This window comes from Oscillospiraceae bacterium (assembly GCA_025757985.1).
In the GTDB taxonomy this organism is placed as follows: domain Bacteria; phylum Bacillota; class Clostridia; order Oscillospirales; family Ruminococcaceae; genus Gemmiger.
In genome coordinates this window covers 551,389-569,579 of the sequence record CP107210.1, presented here as the reverse complement: position 1 = coordinate 569,579, position 18,191 = coordinate 551,389, and the positions used below count along the sequence as shown (strand labels likewise).

The window sequence follows — 18,191 nt, the reverse complement described above, 5'->3', positions numbered from 1 at the left end:
TTCTCCCCTATCGATCTTGTTTGAAACAGGTCGTGCCGCGCTTGCGGAACGAACAGGTATCCCGTAGATGGCAGGTCGCACAGCCTGCACGGGTGCCAGTCACGGGGTGATCGGCAATGCCTAAAATGGCGGTGGTGCTTTTGCGTGGGGTCAGCAGGTGCTGGGGGGTCACAGCCAGACCGCAGCCTCGCACACTGTCCACGGTCAGGCAAAGGGTATCGTTCAGTTCCAGCGGGCAGTCGCCGTAGCCGGGTGCATAGCGCCCCGTCATGAAAACGCCCTGCGCCTGCACAGCGGCGCGCAGCTCACTTTCCAACTCATCACAGACCTGCTCCAGCAGTACGGAGGCCAGTGCATCGGCGGCGGTTGCCAGCGCAATGTCGGATACCTCCATCCGGCGCAGCAGCTTGTCGATCTCAGACCCAAGAGTCGCAGCCAGCAGCAGCACCTCCCCACAGCCGAGCAGGTGGCGGGTAAGATCTGTGCCGCAGTCCTCAAGCGGCAGTGCTGTGCGCGGCAGGCGGCGGTATACGGCGCGCGGAGCAGCCGCTGCCAGCACCTGCTCCTCTGCCTTGTCCAACAGGGCTGCGGTAGCGGTGTCCGGCGTCCAACCGGCGGCCCCCATATAGCGCAGCGCTGTGGCGCGGTCAATGGCGGCGGGCTTGCGGCGCTCCATTACAGCAGATCCCGGATGCCGTCGTAGACCTTGGCGGCCACGGCGGCATCGTTCATGGCATACAGGTGGATACCATCGGCACCGCCCTCGATCAGATCGCGCAGCTGTTTGACAGCATAGTCGATGCCGGCATCATACAGCGAGGCCGGATCGTCCTGATAGCGGGAGATCATACGGGTAAACTCCGAGGGCAGGCTGGCCGAGGAAAGTGAAACCGTGCGCTCGATCTGGCTGCGCTTGACGATCGGCATAACACCGGCCGAAACAGGCAGCGTGATGCCGGCACGGCGCGCCAGATTGAGGAAGCGATAGAAATGCATGTTGTCAAAGAAAAGCTGGGTCACAAGATGCTCGACACCGGCGGCCTGCTTGATCCGCAGATTCTCAACATCGTGCAGCAGGGTGTCGGCCTCGGGGTGCCCCTCCGGGTAGCAGGCACCGTGTACCGAGAAATCAGGCTTCTTCCATTTGATGAAGGAAGTCAGGTCGCTTGCATGGCGGAAGTCCGGGCTTTCGGGGCGGGTGGGGCTGCGGTCGCCGCGCAGGGCCAGTACATCGCGGACACCGACAGCCTCGAGCTGGTCGAGGATCTCAGCCGCGCGGATCTGGTCGTTGCCCATGCAGATCAGATGCGCAAGCGTGGGGATCTGCAGCTCGTTCTGGATATAGTCGGCAACTTCGGCAGTGGAAACGCCGCCGGCAGAGCCGCCCGCGCCGAAGGTGACGCTGATGAACCCGGGGTTGAGCGTCTGCATCTGCTGCAGGGTGGCTTTCAGCTTGTCCATCTGGGTGGTCTGTCTCGGCGGAAAGCACTCGATCGAGAAAACACAGCGTTTAGCTTTGAATTGTTCGGTGATCGTCATTTGTAACTCCTTGTCGTTACGCCGCAGGCGCGCAGGCATCTGCGGTGGTCTCCACGCTGAGCGTGTTATTCTGCCATAGAAAGGTGAGGCTGCCCTCCTGATCGGTGCGGTACACCTCGGCCCCGGCAGCTGCAAAATTTTCAAGTGCGGCGCGGTGGGGGTGGCCGTAATCATTATCAAGCCCGCAGCTGACGGCCACGGCGGCAGGCCTGACAGCCTGCAAAAAGGCTGCACTGTTGGAGGTATACGACCCGTGATGCCCTGCCTTGTAAAGCACGGCATGCAGGGCGGGGCCGTAGGTATCAAGAAGCCGCTGCTCAGCGGCTTCCTCGGCATCGCCGGTGTCGAGAAAACGAAAGTCTCCGACCGTGAACATCGTACAGAGCGAAATATCGTTGACGCTTGCGGCATCTTCGCTGCCGCCCTGCAGAATCATGAGTGTGCCGCCGCCCAGCGGGTAGCGATCCCCGGACTCCGCAGTGATTAGCTCGGTGCCGCTTTCTGCGGCACATTCAGCCAGCTGGCGGGGCCAGTCAGCGGTATCATCGGCACCCGGCTCCCACAGCGGCAGCAAAAGCTGTTTGACCGGGAAATCGGAAAGCACCGCCCGGACATTGCCGGTATGGTCGGCGTGGGGATGCGTGAGCACCAGATAGTCCAGCGATTCGACATCGAGTGCATGCAGGTCGTAGAGCAGTGCATCCTCGGCCTCGGCGGGGCCGGTGTCGATCAGGCAATACACACCGTTCTGACAGATCAAAACGGCATCCCCCTGCCCGACATCCAGCACATACACGGCGGTGCTGCCGGGGGCAGGCTTTGGTACGCTTTCCTCCGTGCGGAGCGGTACGCCCAGCGCAGCGCGCAGCTGCTGCCAGTCTGGCAGAGGGCCGCGGCCGCCCGCCAGCTGAATGATAAAGGCAGAAAGCAGCAGCAAGCCAGCCAGCACAGCGGCTGCGATGCGCCAGCCCTTCTGCTTATTCATCATATTGACCGTTGAGCTTGCGCTCCTCCCACTGGGCTTTTGTCACCAGCACGGCACGGGGCTTGGCACCCTCATAGGGGCCGATGATCTTTTCCTGCTCCATCTGGTCCATGATGCGGGCCGCGCGGGCGTAGCCCAGCTTGCAGCGGCGCTGCAAAAGGCTGGTGCTGGCCTGTCCGGCCTCGATGACGCACTCAACAGCCTGCTCAAACATGGCATCCAGTGCGCCGCCTGCCTCGCCGTCATCGTCCCCGCCCCGCTTGCTGCCCTTTTCGGCAACGGCGCGGCGCTCCATCTCGGCTATCATTTCCTCATCGTACTGTGCGGTGGAGGTGGACTTGATAAAGCTCAGCACGGCACCGATCTCCTCATCAGTGACAAAGGTGCCCTGCACACGGACCGGCTTCGATGCGCCGACCGGCAGGAAGAGCATGTCACCGTTGCCCAGCAGCTTTTCGGCGCCGCCGGAGTCCAGAATGGTACGGCTGTCGATCTGGCTGGAAACGGCAAACGCGATGCGGCTGGGGATGTTGGCCTTGATAAGGCCGGTGATGACATCGACACTGGGACGCTGTGTCGCAACGATCAGGTGGATACCGGCGGCACGGGCCTTCTGCGCAATGCGGCAGATGTAATCCTCGACCTCCTTGCCGGCAACCATCATCAGATCCGCCAACTCGTCAATGACGATGGCGATATAGGGCAGATGCTCCATGCCCGTTTGGGCAGCCAGCTTGTTGTAGGCCTTGATCTCACGGACATTGTTCTCGGCAAAAAGCTTGTAGCGGCGCTCCATTTCAGCTACGCTTGCACCCAGCGCACCGGCTGCCTTGCGCGGCTCGGTCACAACGGGCATCAAAAGATGCGGGATGCCGTTGTACTCCGCAAGCTCAACGACCTTCGGGTCGATGAGGATGAGCTTGACATCCTCCGGGCCGGAGCGGAACAGGAAGCTGATGATGATAGAGTTGACACAGACAGATTTACCGCTGCCGGTAGAGCCTGCAATCAGCAGGTGTGGCATTTTGCACAGGTCAGCAACCTGCGCCGTGCCGGCAATATCCTTGCCAAGCGCCATCGTGAGGGGGCTGCGCATATTGATATAATTCTGGGATTCAAAAACCGCGCGGATGTTGACCGTGGAGCGGATCTTATTGGGAACCTCGATGCCGACTGCGGGCTTGCCGGGGATGGGGGCCTCGATGCGCACGCCTGCCGTGGCAAGATTCAGTGCAATATCATCGGAAAGGCTGGTGATGCGGCTGACCTTGATGCCCGCCTGGGGCTGCAGCTCATACCGGGTGACAGAGGGGCCGCGGCAGATGTCGAGCATCGTGGTCTTGACGCCGAAGCTGTCCAGCGTATTTACCAGAATATCAGCGTTTTTCTTCATCTCGCGGGCGGCTCCGGCCTCGTCATCGGGGCGGGTCGCGTTGAAGAGATTCAGCGACGGATAGCAGTAGGGCTCAGGCGGCTGTTCCACGGAGGTGGGCAGGCGCATGGCGTTCGGGTCAGCCTTCGCCGCACAGGGCGGTGTATGGACCGGCGCACCGGCCGAGTTGCCGACGGCAGTGCTGACCTGCACGCGGGCAGCCTGCCCCTGCTGAGGTACGGTAAAGCTGCTCTGGGTCGTCTCGGCAGCCGGGCGGGTCATGGGCTGTGCTGCGGATGTGCTGTTGGCAGCGGGAGCCGCTGCAGGCTCTGCCGCCATAGCGTCCAGCATCTCGGACACCGAGCGGCCGGATTCCCAGGCGGCGCTGACTGCGCTGCCCGTATCACTGAAGCTGCCGCCCAGCGTCGGAATCGGTGCGGCAATGGGGGCTGCCGGGGCTGCGGGAGCGGGCGTACCCAGCGGGGGCATGTCCTTTGCAGCCATACCGGCGGCAAGATCCGCCGGAGAGAGCACTACGGTATCGCCCTGTACCCGCCCGGTCATGTCGAGCTGCGGCAGCTGTACGGGGGTCTGCTCCGGCTCCTCCTCCACAGGGATAAGCGGTGTGTCAAAGCGCGGCTCCTGCGGCACCGGGGTCAGCGGGGTCTCAAACTCTGCAGGCACAGGCAGTTCAAGGGTTGTCTCGGCGCTGACCTCCTGCGGGGTGTAGTAGGGGGCATGTCCGCTGACGGCACGGTTGATCAGTGCGTCCAGCTCATCAATGGGCTGCTGGGCAGCCGGTGCAGCAGCGGGCGATGCCGGTTCCTCGGCAGGCTCTAGCTGCAGCTCAAAATCCTCCTGCGGGGCAGGCGCGGGCTGCGGCGGCTGGGCGTAATGGAGCGGGCCGCTGGCCTTGCCGGACAGGGGGTCCATGCCGAAGGTGCCGCCCGGCCCGATGCTGACCGGCTCAAGCGGGTCGTTGGCCTCCGCCTTGCGGCGGGCGCTTTCGGTGCTGGACGGGCCGAGGTCTACATCAAAGCCCGGGCGTGCTGCGGCAGACTGCGCAGTAAAGGGGGCTTCGGGCGTGACCGGTGTGACGGGGGCTGTGTACGGCTGCCGGGACGGTGCAGCCTGCTGCTTCGGGAAGCGGCTGGTGTCAGCAATGACATCATAGACAGGATGGTGCGGCCGGGTGGCGGAATCGGGCAGCGCACCGGTCAGGTTCTCAACGCTCTCCTCCTCCGGTGCAGCGTTGAAAAGCCGGGTGTCGTAGGCTGTTTCAGCGGCAGCGCGCTCCTGCTGGCGCGTTTGAAAGGCTTTATACCGCGCGTCCAGAAAGAGGACAATATCGACCGGGGTGATGGCAAAAAAGAACATCACACCCAGCAGAAGGACGAGCAGCATAATAATATTGGAAGCCGGACGGCCGAACAGCGCCAGCAGGGTGGCGCCGATGGGGGCACCCAGAACGCCGCCCTCCCAGAAATAGGTGCCGCCGCGGGTGAAGAGCATCTTGATGATCTCCCCTACCTTGAGGCTTTCCACATTCAGCTTGGAGAAGATGACCGGCACGCTGGCGCAGAGAATCCCCATCAGGGAGACCTTCCCCGCAAAGAGCGCTACGCGGTAGCCGGAGGCCAGCAGATAGGCAAGATACAGCAGAAACGGCCCGACCAGATAGGTCGTGATGCCGAAGATGCCAAAATACCAACTGCGCAGCGTGCTCCAGAAATTCTGGCCGGGCACCAGCACAAGCGCTACGCACAGCAGGCCAAGGCCTACCAGCAGAACACTGCGGGTAAGGTTCGGGGTCTGCGCACGGCGCTGGGCGCGGCGGGACGGCTGCCGTTCATGCCCGGCACTGCTGCGTGCGGACGCAGTGCGCCCCGCATTGCTGCGGGAGGTACCTTTGGCAGAGCCGGAGCGCTTTTTGGTGCCGGAGCTCTTTGTGGATTTTTTGCCGGAACGAGATTGTGCCATGGTATTGCTTTTCCCTCTCTTGCTTTCTCAAAAAACGATATGCATACAGTTTATAATAATACAGCCTGCATATACAGGCGGATAAGGACATACGACTTTTATTTTATCACGATTGAAAAACCTTGTAAAGTGAAATGCTGTCTTAAGAATGTGAAATGGAGATACAAAAAAAGAAATCCCCGCCCTGAGGGATGGGCGGGGATTTACAAGAAAGGAGGAGAAGAACACATGAAAAATGTGGTTAAAGCTATTTGACTTGGGGTTCATTTAGCTTGCAACTAAATTGTAACTGTTTTGTCACCGAATGTCAAGAGTGTTTTGTCATTTTTTTGTAATTTCTCAATTTATTCACAAATGGGCAGGCAAAGCTCGGCGCAGCCGCCGGGTGTGTTGGATACCCGCAGGGTACCGCCATGGGCTGCAGCGGTCCTGCGTGCAGAATACAGTCCCAAGCCCTGATGGGCACTGTCGCTGCGCGCGGCATCTGTGTAGAACATCTCCCCCGCCCGGGCCAGTGCTGCGGCGGTAAAGCCGGGGCCGGTATCGGTCACGCGCAAAATAAAGCGGTTGTTTTCCCTTGCAACGGTCAGGGTGACGGTTCCGCCGCGCGGAGTGTGGGCGGCGGCGTTGTCCAAAAGGTTTTCCGCAGCACGCAACAGGTCGTTTTCTGCAGCACGGATCGTCCCCTGCCATTCCTCCTGTAGTATAAATTGGATTCCGGCAGGCGCGCAGAGGGCGCGGGCTGTCTGCGCCAGCCGTTCCGTGAGGGCGTGGCTGGCCAGCGATGTTTGTACGGCAGGTGCTGCGCCGGCTGTGCGCAGAGCGGCCAAATAGTGGCGTGCGCGCTCTGTGCCGCGCAGGATGGCTTCGACCTGTGTCTGCTGGTCGGCGGACAGAGCATCCTCGGCCAGCAGGTCGGCGTTGCCTTGTATGACGGTCAGCGGTGTTTTTAAGTCATGGGCTAATGCGGCGATCTGCTCGGTGCGCTGCTGCTCCATCCGCCACTGGCTTTGCAGGCTGTCCGTCAGTTCGCGGCCCATCGTCTGTAAGGCCTGTAAGGTGGCGGCAAATTCCCGGATGCGCACGCCGTCCGTGTCAATTTGCTCCAGCTGCCGGGCGGCAATAGCATCTACGGCCGCGTTCAGCCGGGCAGTCTCTGCGGCAAAGGCGCGCACGGTGCAGTGGGTCTGCCAGCCCAGCCAAACGAGGATGAGCACCGCCAGCAGCAAAATATAGCAGGTCTGGAAATCCGGCAGCGTGTCCCGCAGGGCCGGGTCAGCGTAGGGCAAGGCATAGTCGTACTGTAAAAGGCAAAAGCTTCCGTCCGCCATTTTAACATCGTACTGGTACTGCATCAGCACCAGATTGCCGCTGCCGCCGTGAAAGGCGTTGAGGGCAATTTTCAGATGCCGGTCATCCATGTTGGTCTGCAGCACTGCGTCATTCTGCACCACAGCCCAGCGGCATAAGTCGCTGATCTGCAGGGAATCGAAGGTGTCTGCCGTCATCGAGGCCACGGTCTCCCGGGCCTCGGCACAGGCCTGGGCAGACGCCACGGCAGGCAGCAGAAAACCGATGTTTATCAGCTGCATAAAAATGCCCCACCAGAGCACCAGAATCAGAGCGCACCCGCCGCCGCACAAAAGGAGATACCGCAGCAGAACACTGCGCAGGGATGTCAGTTTTCGTTTTGCCATTGGTAGCCTACTCCCCATATCGTTTGCAGCACCTCCCCTGCCCCGGCCGCGCGCAGCTTGGCGCGGATGTTCTTGATGTGCTGGGTGATGGCCGTGTCATCCGCTGTACCATCGTAACCGAACACCGCTTCATAGATTTGTTCTTTGGAAAAGGTCTGCCCTGCATGGAGGGTCAGCAGCTCGCAGATAGCGTACTCGGATTTTGTCAGGTGCAAAGGCGTGCCGCCAACGCTGGCTTCCTTGGCGGAAAGATCCAGCGCCACCCCGCCGCGGGTGATCTTATGGGACGGTGTGCGGTTCTGCCGCCGCAGGTGTGCTGCAACACGCGCACGCAGCTCCGCTATGCGGAACGGCTTGGTCAGGTAATCGTCCGCGCCAAGGCCAAGGCCTGTCAGCACCGACGGCTCATCGGTACGCGCGGTCAAAAATAAGATCGGCGCGTCTGTCTCGGCGCGGATGCGCCTGCAGACGGCGAAGCCATCCTCGCCGGGCATCATCACATCCAGCAGGATGCAGTCTGCCCAGCGGCAGAGCGTATCGGTCAGCTGCGTGCCGGAGGTGCGCGTTTCTACGGTGTGGCCGTCACGCTCAAGCGCTGTTTTTAGCAGCGTACAAAGGTCACGGTCATCATCGACCGCCAGAATGTTTGCCATAATAGCCCCTTTTATTGCAGTAAGCTGTAAACAAGACAGGATGCACCGTAAAGCAGGTAGACATGTGCCGGGTAGAACCGGTAGAACAGCTGCTTGTGGCCGCTGCCGCGCTGGCCGTTGTACAGCGCCATGCCGATAACGGCAAAAACGCCGAGCCACTCATAGTAGACTGTGAACATCTGGGAAAAGGCAAAATCCGGCAGACCGCGAACCTGCAGAAAGACCAGAACAAAATCACACAGGAAGGTCATAGCCGCCCAAACGACCAGCCGCAGGCGCTTGTGGTTATACAGCGCATACAGCGCGATGCCGCCGGCCAGAAAAGACCAGCCGCCATCGGTGATGGATGTCCACAAAGGCAGCGGCGCGGTGATGACCCACGCCAACACGGAGGAGCCGATCGGCGCGTCCTGAATTTTGGGAAAAAGCATCAGCAGCGCTACGATGCAAAACGGCCAGAGAATCGGCATGGCAGCAGCCAGTGCGCCCCGCACAAACCGGCGCTGACGCAGCCAGTCAATGCCCTGCCAGATGATGCAGAGCAGCATCAGATCCTGAAAAATGGCATTCATCGGGTAGAAGCCGTCCCCGCGGCGGAAGGCCCCTGCATAGAGCATGAAAAATTCCACCGTGCCCATCGCAGTACCGATGGCCCAGATGCGCAGAAAGTAGCGCCTGCGGTCATGGGTGTGGGCGAAGCCCTCCACGGTGCAGAACAGGAACAGCGGCGCGGACAGCCGTGCCAGCATACTGAACCATTCCGGCACAACGCCCGTAAATTCAAAAAAGTAGTGAATGTGATCCATCACCATGAGCACCAGCGCAATGGTTTTGAGCGCCGTGCCGGTCAGGCCGAATTTTTGCTTTGTCATAATAATAACCCCTTTACATTGTCGATGTAAACAGTGTAACAGGGGTTTGTGTAGAAATTATAAGCGTTTGAAAATCAGCTGTGCCTCAAAGGCGGATTTGCCTTCCCGCTCGCCTTCAAAATAGAAGGTGTCCTCTGCCGGTCTGGCGCGGCGCAGGGTGAAGCACTCCCCGCGGGGAACCTCACGGTGGTAGCTGATCGTAAAATCGCGGATTTGCGCGGTATCCCACACCTCCCATGGCACGGCGTCGCAGACGATGTCGGCATATCGGGTATTGTTCAGATGCCCGTTCATATCGCAGCGGGAGTAGACAGCCTGCTGCTCCCCCAGCACCTCGCAGTCCTCAGGGGCGATGCGGGGCAGTTTGATCGGCAGCTCAAACGGGACATCGGCGGCCCACTGGTCATTGAACTGTTCGGGGTGCTTGCGCAGGATGATGCGCTTTTCCGTATCAATGAGCACCCAGCGGCTGTCCATGACGGCGGCCTCTGCGCCGGAGGCATCATAAAAATGAGTGATGCGCTTGTTGACAGCCCGCTTGCAGTTTTCCGGCTGGGTGAGCAGGGTCAGCTCCTCATCAACGCGGGGCAGGCGCTCAATGTGCAGGGCCAGCTTGGCCAGCACATAGGCGGTGTGGGTCTTGCGGTACAGGGCATCGTTCAGCCCTACGGCCTCGGCGTGGGCGGTAGCGACCTGCTGGGCATAGCGCAGCAGGGCTCCCAGCTTGACATTGCCGAGGTGGTCGCCGTCCGTGCGGTAGACGGTGAATTTCTCTGTATAGGTGGTTTGCTTTTCGGGCATAGATGCGCCCTCCTTACCAATCAAATCAAAAATTACAAATGCTCAAATGGAGTATAGCACAGTCAGAGCAAAAATGCAAAGCGGCGTGCCAGCGCAGTGAAAATAAAAATGCAGTGCATCATGAAGCGATGCACTGCAGGGGGTCAGTAATTGTCGCGCGATTTCTTGCGGAGCTTGCGCCAGATGTTGAATGCGGAAATGAGGAGCGCGAGCATCAGCAGCACAACGACCATCCAGCCGCTGCCGCCATCCTCAAAGCTCTTCATCTCGCTCCACTGGGCATCCATGGCGGCGTTGATGTCATCGGGCAGCGTCTCAAAGACCTCCGCCTTGTCCAGAACCTCCGCGCTCGGGTAGGCGATTTCGCTGTACTTCAAATCGTCGTCCAGCATCTCCCACACGGCGGTGATGGGGGTGGAATAGCCGATGAAGTCCGCGTTGGCAAGGCCGACGTCCGGCTCACACAGGTAGTTGATGAACATTTCGGCGGCTTCCTTGTTCTTGGCGTTGGCCGGAATGCACATGCTGTCGATGAAGAAGTTGACGCCTTCCTCCGGGTGGACGAAAGCAAGGTCTGGGTTTTCGTCGATCATCGTGATGGCATCGCCCGCATAGTAGGGCGCCATGGCGGCCTCGCCACCCTCCATCTTGTCAAAGACCTCGTCCATGACGTAGGCCTGCACGATGTTCTTCTGGGCCTTCAGCGCATCGGTGATGGCGGTGATCTCGTCCACCGACTGCGGATTCATCGACAGACCAATCGTCTTGGCTGCAATCGCGTAAGCGTCGCGGGAATTGTTGAACATCAGCACATTGTTTGTGTACGCAACATCCCACATGTCCGCCCATTTCGTGGGCGGCTCCTCGACCATCGTCGTGTTGTAGATCAGGCCCGTTGTGCCCCACATGTAGGGCACGCTGTACTTGTTGCCTGGGTCGAAGCTGCGGTCCAGATATGTTTCACCGATGCCGGCAAAGTTCGGAATGTTGTCCATGTTCAGCTCGGACAGCATGCCCTCCTTGGCCATCTTGCCCACCATGTAATCCGACGGGAAGATAACATCATAGGATACGCCGCCGGATTTCAGCTTGGCATACAGGCTCTCGTTGGAGTCGTAGGTCGTGTAGTTGACCTTGATGCCGGTCAAATCCTCAAAGGCGGACAGAACGTTGATGCTCTCGTCAGAACCATCGGAGATGTACAGGCCGTTGTTGTAGACATTCAGCGTGATATGGTCGTTGGCAAAGCGCTTCCAATCGTAGTCGCCGGAGACGGAAATATCCTCGTTGACCTCGATGTCATCGGCGGCCAGCACCGGCGCGGCGCTCATCATGGTGACAGTCAGTGCGGCCAGCGCTGCAGCGGAAAACTTTTTCAGCTTCATCTTCAGCGCCCCCCTTCGTCCAGCATGGCTTTGCGGATGGCCTTCTGGTTGCGGCGGTAGGCGCGGGAGTCTGCGGCGTTGGAAATCAGGATGATTGCCAGAATGACGCAGAAGATGACCGCCGACAGCGCGTTGATTTCGGGGCTGACCTTCTTGCGGGTCATCGAGTAGATGGCGATAGGCAGTGTCTGCATTGTGCCGGAGTTGAAGTAGGAAATCATGAAGTCGTCAATAGAGTAGGTCAGGCAAATGAGGAATGCCGACAAGATGGCCGGGGACAGCTGTGGCATGATGACTTTGGTGAAAGCCTGGCGCGGTGTGCAGCCCAGATCCAGCGCTGCATTGTACAGGCTGGGATCGAGCTGGCGCAGCTTGGGGCCTACGTTAAAGATAACATAGGGAATGTTGAAGGTGATGTGCGCGATCAGCAGTGTTGTCCAGCCGAAGATGCCGCTCTCGCCGCCGATGCCGAAGTTCTGTGCCATGACAAAGAGAAGCATCAGCGAAACGCCGGTGATGATCTCCGGGTTGACGACGGGCACATAGCTGATGTTGTTGACGATGAGTTGGCTCTTGCGGGACATCGAGTTGATGCCGATGGTCGCCAGCGTGCCCAGCACCGTGGCAATGACGCTAGAAACCAGCGCCAGCACAAGGCTGAGCCCCAGCGCCGAGAGGATCATCTCGTTGTGGAACAGACTCTTGTACCAGCCGAGGGTAAAGCCCGTAAAGTTGGAACGGGACTTGCTCTCGTTGAAGCTGAAGGCAATCATGACTGCGATGGGCAGGTACATGAAGCAGAACACCAGAATGACGTAGGTGCGCATGAGCAGCGCGGAATGTTTCTTTGCCATCTCACATCACTCCTTCCATCTCGGACTCGTCAAAGCTCGAAGTGAAGCTCATGCAGAGCAGGACGATAACCATCAGCACCAGACTCATGGCAGAGCCGAGGTTCAGGTTGTAGGAGTTGCCGAGGAACTGCAGCTCAATCAAGTCGCCAATCAGCAGGTTGGAGCCGCCGCCCAGCATACGGCTGATAATAAAGGTGGAAACAGCCGGAACAAATACCTGCGTAATGCCGGTGGCAATGCCGGGGCCGGTCAGCGGCACCAGCACGCGGAACAAAATGTGCCAGACATTGCAGCCGAGATCCTGTGCTGCCTCAATGATCGAATCATCGATCTTGGTCATCGAGGTATAGATGGGCAGGATCATAAAGGGCAGATAGTTGTACACCATACCCAGCACAACGGCACCGGAGGTGTTGATCATGTTGAAGGGACCAAGGCCGAACAGGCCGAAGAATTTGTTGATGAGGCCGTTTTTCTCAAGCAGGGTCATCCATGCGTAGGTGCGCAGCAGAAAGTTCATCCACATGGGCAGCATAATAAGCATGAGCATGATATGCTGCTTGTTGGCGCGCAGGCGGGAGAGAAAATACCCGACCGGGAACGCCATGACCAGGCAGACTACTGTGGAAATGGCGGCCAGAATCAGGCTGCGGGCAAACACACTGGAATACCGGCCAATCTGGGTCAGGTTGTCAAGGGTGAACTGCCCGTCGGCGTTCGTCATGGCGTACCAGACGACGATGACCAGCGGCACGACAGTGAAAACGGCCATCCAGAGCAGATACGGTCCTGCCAGCCAGCGGGAGGACTTGGATTTGAGCATTGCTTACACCTCCGAACGCTTCATGATATGAATTTCGTCCGGGCCGATGTTCATGCCGATAAGCTCACCGGGCTGGCTGGCCTGCGTGGAGTGGATGATCCACTCATAGCCTTCGACATCAACATGCATTTCAAAGTGAACGCCCTTGAAGATGACCTCACGCACAAGGCCGGTCAGCATACCGACAGAGGGCGGCACAATCTGCACATCCTCGGGGCGGATAACGACCTGCACAGGCTCGTTCGGCTTGAAGCCGCGGTCCACACAGGTGAAATCATACCCGCCGAAGTTGACAAGAAAGTCCTTGAGCATGACGCCGTCCACGATGTTGGAATCACCGATAAAGCGCGCGACAAAAGCGTTTTTAGGCTCGTTGTAAATGTCTTGCGGGGAACCGATCTGCTGAATTTTGCCGCCGGACATGACCACAACGGTGTCCGACATGGTAAGGGCCTCCTCCTGATCGTGGGTGACATAGACAAAGGTGATGTTCATCTCACGCTGCAGGCGCTTCAATTCCAGCTGCATCTCCTTGCGCAGCTTGAGGTCAAGTGCGCCCAAAGGCTCGTCCAGCAAAAGGACGCGCGGCTGGTTGACCAGACTGCGGGCAATGGCAACACGCTGCTGCTGACCGCCGGACAGCTGATGGATGCTGCGGCGCTCAAACCCTTTCAGGCCGACGATCTCGAGCATTTCCAGCACCTTGGGGCGGATTTCCTCCTCGGTCATCTTTTTCAGGCGCAGGCCGAAAGCGACATTCTCAAACACATTCAGGTGCGGGAAGAGCGCATACTTCTGGAACACCGTGTTCACCGGCCGCTTGTAGGGCGGCATGTTGGCGATGTCCTTGCCATCAAAAAAGACATTGCCCGATTTCGGGGTGACAAAACCGGCAATCACACGCAGGGTTGTCGTCTTGCCGCAGCCGGAGGGGCCGAGGAAGGTGACAAATTCCTTGTCGTGGATGTCCAGCGAGAGTCCGTCCAGGACCTTTTGTCCATCGAAATCGACAACAATGTCTTTCAGAGATACGATCAGATTTTCATTCATTTTTATTGCATCCCCCTTTGCGGAATTTCCCGGCACAGGACCTTCTCATTGCGCCGTTTCTTCCTTAGGCCGGCACAAAGTCCTTGACGAGTCAGCGTCAATTATGCCGCCCCGCAAAGGTTTGTTACACGGCCCCACGCGCAGGGGGCCGCTGCAGCAGCACATACAACGCCAATGTGTCAGGGCAGAAAAGATTTGCCCTATAGATGCACACACAAGATACATTATACGGTTTGCAGAATGTTTGTCAATAAGAACTTTTTAATAAATTGGTAAAGAAGCGTTCATGATTTTGTAAAAGAGACGGCTTTTTTGAAAATGTGCGATGCAGCAAGGTTTATAAAAATCGAGGCAGCCGCCGCCGCAAAAAGCACGGCACTGGGCAAAGCGGCAAAGAGGCCATACAAAAGCCCGAGCGCAGCCTGCCCGGCTGGCTGGGTCAGGCAGGCACAGACAGTGATAAGGCTCATAAAGCGGCCTGTCTGCCCGGTGGGGGCATGGGCCTGGATTGCAGTAAACAGCAGGATTTGAAACAGTGCGGCGGCAGCCATCATGCAAAAAGCTAGTGCTGTGACGGCGATGTACCCGGCTGCGGCAGGCATACACGGCAGAACGGCCAGCCCGAGCAGTGCGCACACTGCCGTAATGCACCAGAGAGCCGCTGTGCCGCGGCGCAGGGACAACCGCTTTGCAAACGCCCCGGCCAGCACGCCGCCCAGCAGACCACCGGCACTCATGGCAGACTGGGTGATGGCCAGAGCGGTGTCGGAGAAGGCATAATAGCGGACGACCAGCAGCGGCACACCGACAGTAACCGCGGGTACGACAGCCAAATTGAGCAGGGCCAGCACCGCGGCCAGCCGAAGCAGCGGCCTTGCCCGGAGGAAAAGTGCTTTGGGCGGCAGACGCAGGCATGAACGTGCGGCGGGTGCATGCGGAATTGGCAGTGTACGCTCCCAGAAGGCGGATACGGCAAAGCAGACAGCACAGAGCAGCAGCAAGCCGCGCAGCTCAAGAGTGTGCAGTAAGACACTGCCCAGCAGAGGACCAAGCAGCTCGTCGATGGTATCCACCAGCTGGATGACTGCATTGCCCCGGGCCAGCGCAGCCCCGTCCAGCAGCAGAGGCAGACTGGCCTGCACGGCGGGCTGGTACAGCCCTTCCACGGCATACAGCAGGCAGAGTGCGGCCAGCACAAGCGGCGTTACGGGCGCAGCGGGAAGTATGACTGCGGCTGCGGCCATGCCGATGGCGGATACGGTATCCAGCACAGCCATGATTTTTTGTTTACGGCAGCGGTCTGCCAGCACGCCCCCTGCCAGCGTGCCCAGCAGCATCGGCACAAGGGCCAGCGCTGTGACACTGCCGTACAGTGCGGCGGAGTCAATCCGGCGCAGAAGATACAACGGCAGCGCAAACCGCAGTGCGGCATTGCCGAACAGCGTGATGATCTGGCAGACTGTTATTCTATAAAATGTAGGATTCATGGAGATGTGCCCCCCCCTGTTATGATAGTTTTGTACATACATACCGACTGGCGGTTTGTATGCGGGATGAATAATACGGCGGCTGAAACCGCCGTTGGAATGATAGGTTGTATTATATAAGGATAAGGGGCTTTGTGGGGGTGATCGCTGCGCACCCGGGGTTGCGGCAACAGCAAGGTCCCCGGGCGGATATGGAATCCGCCCCTACGGTGTAGGGGCCGATGCTCGTCATCGACCCGGAGATGCCCGACGCCACACGGCTTCTGCGGGCGAGCAATCAAGCCCGAAAAGCATCACTCTGCTTCGCAGAGCGCCGCCAGCTCCTCCGACTGCTCGTCAGTGAGAAGATCAAGGCCGAGGGCCTGTGTCAGCTGTTGGAATACCGCACACCGCGCGCGCTGCCGGGCGGGCGTGGTGGGGCGCGTCTGCGGGTTCAGCCAGAGGTCCGCCAGCAGGAACAACGCCTCGCACAGGGCGTCGGGGTCCGGCGTGTGAATGCTGCCGTCTGCTGTTCCCTGCCGGACCATCGGCTCCAGATACAGGGGGATGGTCTTTTCCAGCAGGTCGTGCAGCTCGATGGATAAAAACTGCGGGTCGTCCCAGAGACGCGGCAGTGCGCGCTGCAAGGTCTGCTGGCGCTGCGGAACCAGGCACACCGCAAAGACAGCCTGCAGCTTTTGCAGTCCGGTCAGCGAGGCATCGTCGCGGATGCGGGCCAACTCCCCCGTGACCTGTGTGCCCAGGCGGTCCCCGACCCTGGCAGCGATTTGCTCCTTCGATTGGAAGTGGTGGTAGACGGCTCCCTTGGAAAGGCCGGTGGCGTCAATAATGTCCTGCAGCGTTGTGTGGGCATAGCCCTTTTCCGCAAAGAGCTCGGCGGCGGCGTTCAGGATTTTTTCTACGGTCTGCTCCGGGTATTTGTTGCGCGGCATGGGATACACTCCTTTTTACAGACTGCTGGTCTGTATGCTTACTATACTGCAAATTGTAAGCAAAGTCAAGACATTTGCGCCGGATTGTTAGGAACGCCACCAACGCCACAACTGGCAAGCTGCACTGCTTTACATGCAGCGCTGAAAAAGCTCTATGAAAAGGGTCGGCACGGCGCGCAGGTGATAGCAGATTCTATAAAGTAAAAACGGCACAGAACGCTGCAGCTTTGCGTCCTGTGCCGTTTGGCTATTTGGCTATAGTCACGCCAGATTCAGCCGCTTTGTCATGAGCCACTGGGTCAGTGCCCACAGCAGGGCATCGACAAGGGCAATCAGCGCAAAGATGGCGAACAAGGTGAGCACGATAACGCCCAAGGTATTGTCGGAACCAAAAAACGACGCGCCGCTGAAGCCGGTATTGTTAAGGTACTTATACCCGCGGAACGCGACAAAGACTGCCGTCACAAGGGCTGCCATCTGCCCGATAAAGCCGATGACAAAGTAGGCGGCAATGCTGATGAGCAGCCGCTGCTGGGTAAACTGCGCGGCAAAGGCACAGGCCAGATATGCGTGCAGCAGTGCGCCCGCGATAAGGGCCAGTATAATCAAAAGCATTGCAGACCAGATGGCGACATCCTCGGCAGTGACGCGACTGAAATCAGATGCAAACCCGCCGCCACTGACCGTGTCGGTAGTAAGCATGCCGCAAAGTGTAAAAAATACCATGCCGAACAGCGTCCATACCGTGCCGCAGATGACCTTAGCAGCAATGTGCTGCCAAATGGGCACGGGCAGAGCCAGCATCAAGTACCCGCGCTCGCCCAACAGGCGGTAAAACTGCTGAATTTCAATAAAAGCGCAGATGGCGAGCACAACAAGAAGGCTCACGGCAGATGCCAGTGCCAGCAAGGCCATGGCGACCCCGGCCAGCGGCAACCTGTCGGAGGTGTTCTGGACAAAATGGCTCAGAATATTAGTAAAAATGTTCAGCACAAGCACGCCCGCCGCAATGGGCAGAACAACACGGCCTGTGGATTTGAACTCATAATGTAAAAGCTTCGTCAGCATTTGTAAACCTCCCGGAAGTAAGCGTCTACGCTCTCCCCTGTTTCCTCGCGCAGCTCGTCAACGGCGGCCTGGCGCAGGACCTTGCCGTCCTGTAAAAGAATGACCTCGTCCAGCACCTTCTCAATGTCGCCGATGAGGTGCGTGGACAGCATAAGCGCGGCATCCTCACTGTAGTTGTGCAGGATGGTGCTTAAAATGTAGTCGCGGGCGGCGGGGTCCACGCCGCCCAGAGGCTCATCCAGCAGGTAGAGCCTGGCGGCACGGCTCATCGTCAGGCAGAGCTGCATCTTTTCCTGTGTGCCCTTGCTCATGGAACCGATTTTGTCCCGCCCGCCGATATGCAGGTCGGCCAGCATGGCGTTTGCCTTGACTTTGTCAAAATCAGTGAAGAAATCCGCGTACAGGCTTACGGCATCGTCGGCGGTGAACTCCGTCGGCAGGGCCATACGGTCCGGCAGATAGCTGGTGACGGCCTTGGTGAAAACGCCGACAGGAACTTTATCAATAATGACGCTGCCCGTCGTGGGCTGCAAAAGCCCGGCAGAGATTTTCATAAGCGTTGTTTTGCCGCTGCCGTTGGGGCCAAGCAGGCCAACGAGCTTGCCCGGCGTGACGGCAAAGTCCACGCCGTTCAGCGCAGCAGTGCGGCCATAGCGCTTGGTCAGACCGTGTACCTCATAAATTGTATCCATA

At 59.0% G+C, this 18,191-nt stretch carries 16 protein-coding genes; all 16 read right to left on the bottom strand.

Features of this window, described 5'->3' with window-relative positions:
• Positions 1-7: 7 nt before the first annotated feature.
• Positions 8-676 (bottom strand): methionine synthase, encoded by a 669-nt coding sequence (locus tag OGM67_02800; protein ID UYJ35283.1) that lies wholly within the window; start codon positions 674-676, stop codon positions 8-10.
• The gene (locus OGM67_02795) at positions 676-1,539 is read right to left on the bottom strand and encodes a methylenetetrahydrofolate reductase (protein UYJ35282.1); all 864 of its coding nucleotides are present in this window, start codon (positions 1,537-1,539) and stop codon (positions 676-678) included. The genes OGM67_02800 and OGM67_02795 overlap by 1 nt, the downstream gene beginning before the upstream one ends.
• Before the next feature lie 16 nt (positions 1,540-1,555).
• On the bottom strand, positions 1,556-2,527 hold the full coding sequence (locus OGM67_02790) for an MBL fold metallo-hydrolase (GenBank protein UYJ35281.1): 972 nt from the start codon (positions 2,525-2,527) through the stop codon (positions 1,556-1,558).
• A complete protein-coding gene (locus OGM67_02785) occupies positions 2,517-5,876 on the bottom strand; it encodes a DNA translocase FtsK (GenBank protein ID UYJ35280.1) in 3,360 nt (1,119 codons plus the stop codon). The genes OGM67_02790 and OGM67_02785 overlap by 11 nt, the downstream gene beginning before the upstream one ends.
• Positions 5,877-6,220: 344 nt before the next feature.
• On the bottom strand, positions 6,221-7,573 hold the full coding sequence (locus tag OGM67_02780; protein ID UYJ35279.1) for a HAMP domain-containing histidine kinase: 1,353 nt from the start codon (positions 7,571-7,573) through the stop codon (positions 6,221-6,223).
• Positions 7,555-8,226 (bottom strand): response regulator transcription factor, encoded by a 672-nt coding sequence (locus tag OGM67_02775; protein UYJ35278.1) that lies wholly within the window; start codon positions 8,224-8,226, stop codon positions 7,555-7,557. The genes OGM67_02780 and OGM67_02775 overlap by 19 nt, the downstream gene beginning before the upstream one ends.
• Positions 8,227-8,237: 11 nt before the next feature.
• A complete protein-coding gene (locus tag OGM67_02770; protein ID UYJ35277.1) occupies positions 8,238-9,098 on the bottom strand; it encodes a conjugal transfer protein TraX in 861 nt (286 codons plus the stop codon).
• Positions 9,099-9,155: 57 nt separating this feature from the next.
• Positions 9,156-9,899: a thioesterase gene (locus tag OGM67_02765; GenBank protein UYJ35276.1), complete on the bottom strand. Its 744-nt coding sequence runs from the start codon at positions 9,897-9,899 to the stop codon at positions 9,156-9,158.
• A gap of 143 nt (positions 9,900-10,042) precedes the next feature.
• A complete protein-coding gene (locus tag OGM67_02760; protein UYJ35275.1) occupies positions 10,043-11,284 on the bottom strand; it encodes a spermidine/putrescine ABC transporter substrate-binding protein in 1,242 nt (413 codons plus the stop codon).
• Between the two features lie 2 nt (positions 11,285-11,286).
• The gene (locus OGM67_02755) at positions 11,287-12,138 is read right to left on the bottom strand and encodes an ABC transporter permease (GenBank protein ID UYJ35274.1); all 852 of its coding nucleotides are present in this window, start codon (positions 12,136-12,138) and stop codon (positions 11,287-11,289) included.
• 1 nt (position 12,139) lies between these two features.
• Positions 12,140-12,961: an ABC transporter permease gene (locus OGM67_02750; protein UYJ35273.1), complete on the bottom strand. Its 822-nt coding sequence runs from the start codon at positions 12,959-12,961 to the stop codon at positions 12,140-12,142.
• Positions 12,962-12,964: 3 nt separating this feature from the next.
• Positions 12,965-14,011: an ABC transporter ATP-binding protein gene (locus tag OGM67_02745; protein ID UYJ35272.1), complete on the bottom strand. Its 1,047-nt coding sequence runs from the start codon at positions 14,009-14,011 to the stop codon at positions 12,965-12,967.
• Between the two features lie 284 nt (positions 14,012-14,295).
• The gene (locus OGM67_02740; protein UYJ35271.1) at positions 14,296-15,498 is read right to left on the bottom strand and encodes an MFS transporter; all 1,203 of its coding nucleotides are present in this window, start codon (positions 15,496-15,498) and stop codon (positions 14,296-14,298) included.
• 293 nt (positions 15,499-15,791) lie between these two features.
• On the bottom strand, positions 15,792-16,430 hold the full coding sequence (locus tag OGM67_02735; protein ID UYJ35270.1) for a TetR/AcrR family transcriptional regulator: 639 nt from the start codon (positions 16,428-16,430) through the stop codon (positions 15,792-15,794).
• Between the two features lie 261 nt (positions 16,431-16,691).
• Positions 16,692-17,498: a hypothetical protein gene (locus OGM67_02730; protein ID UYJ35269.1), complete on the bottom strand. Its 807-nt coding sequence runs from the start codon at positions 17,496-17,498 to the stop codon at positions 16,692-16,694.
• Entirely contained in the window at positions 17,492-18,190 is a 699-nt protein-coding gene (locus OGM67_02725) for an ABC transporter ATP-binding protein (GenBank protein UYJ35268.1), read from the bottom strand. Before OGM67_02725 ends, OGM67_02730 begins: the two co-directional genes overlap by 7 nt.
• Between the last annotated feature and the right edge of the window lies 1 nt (position 18,191).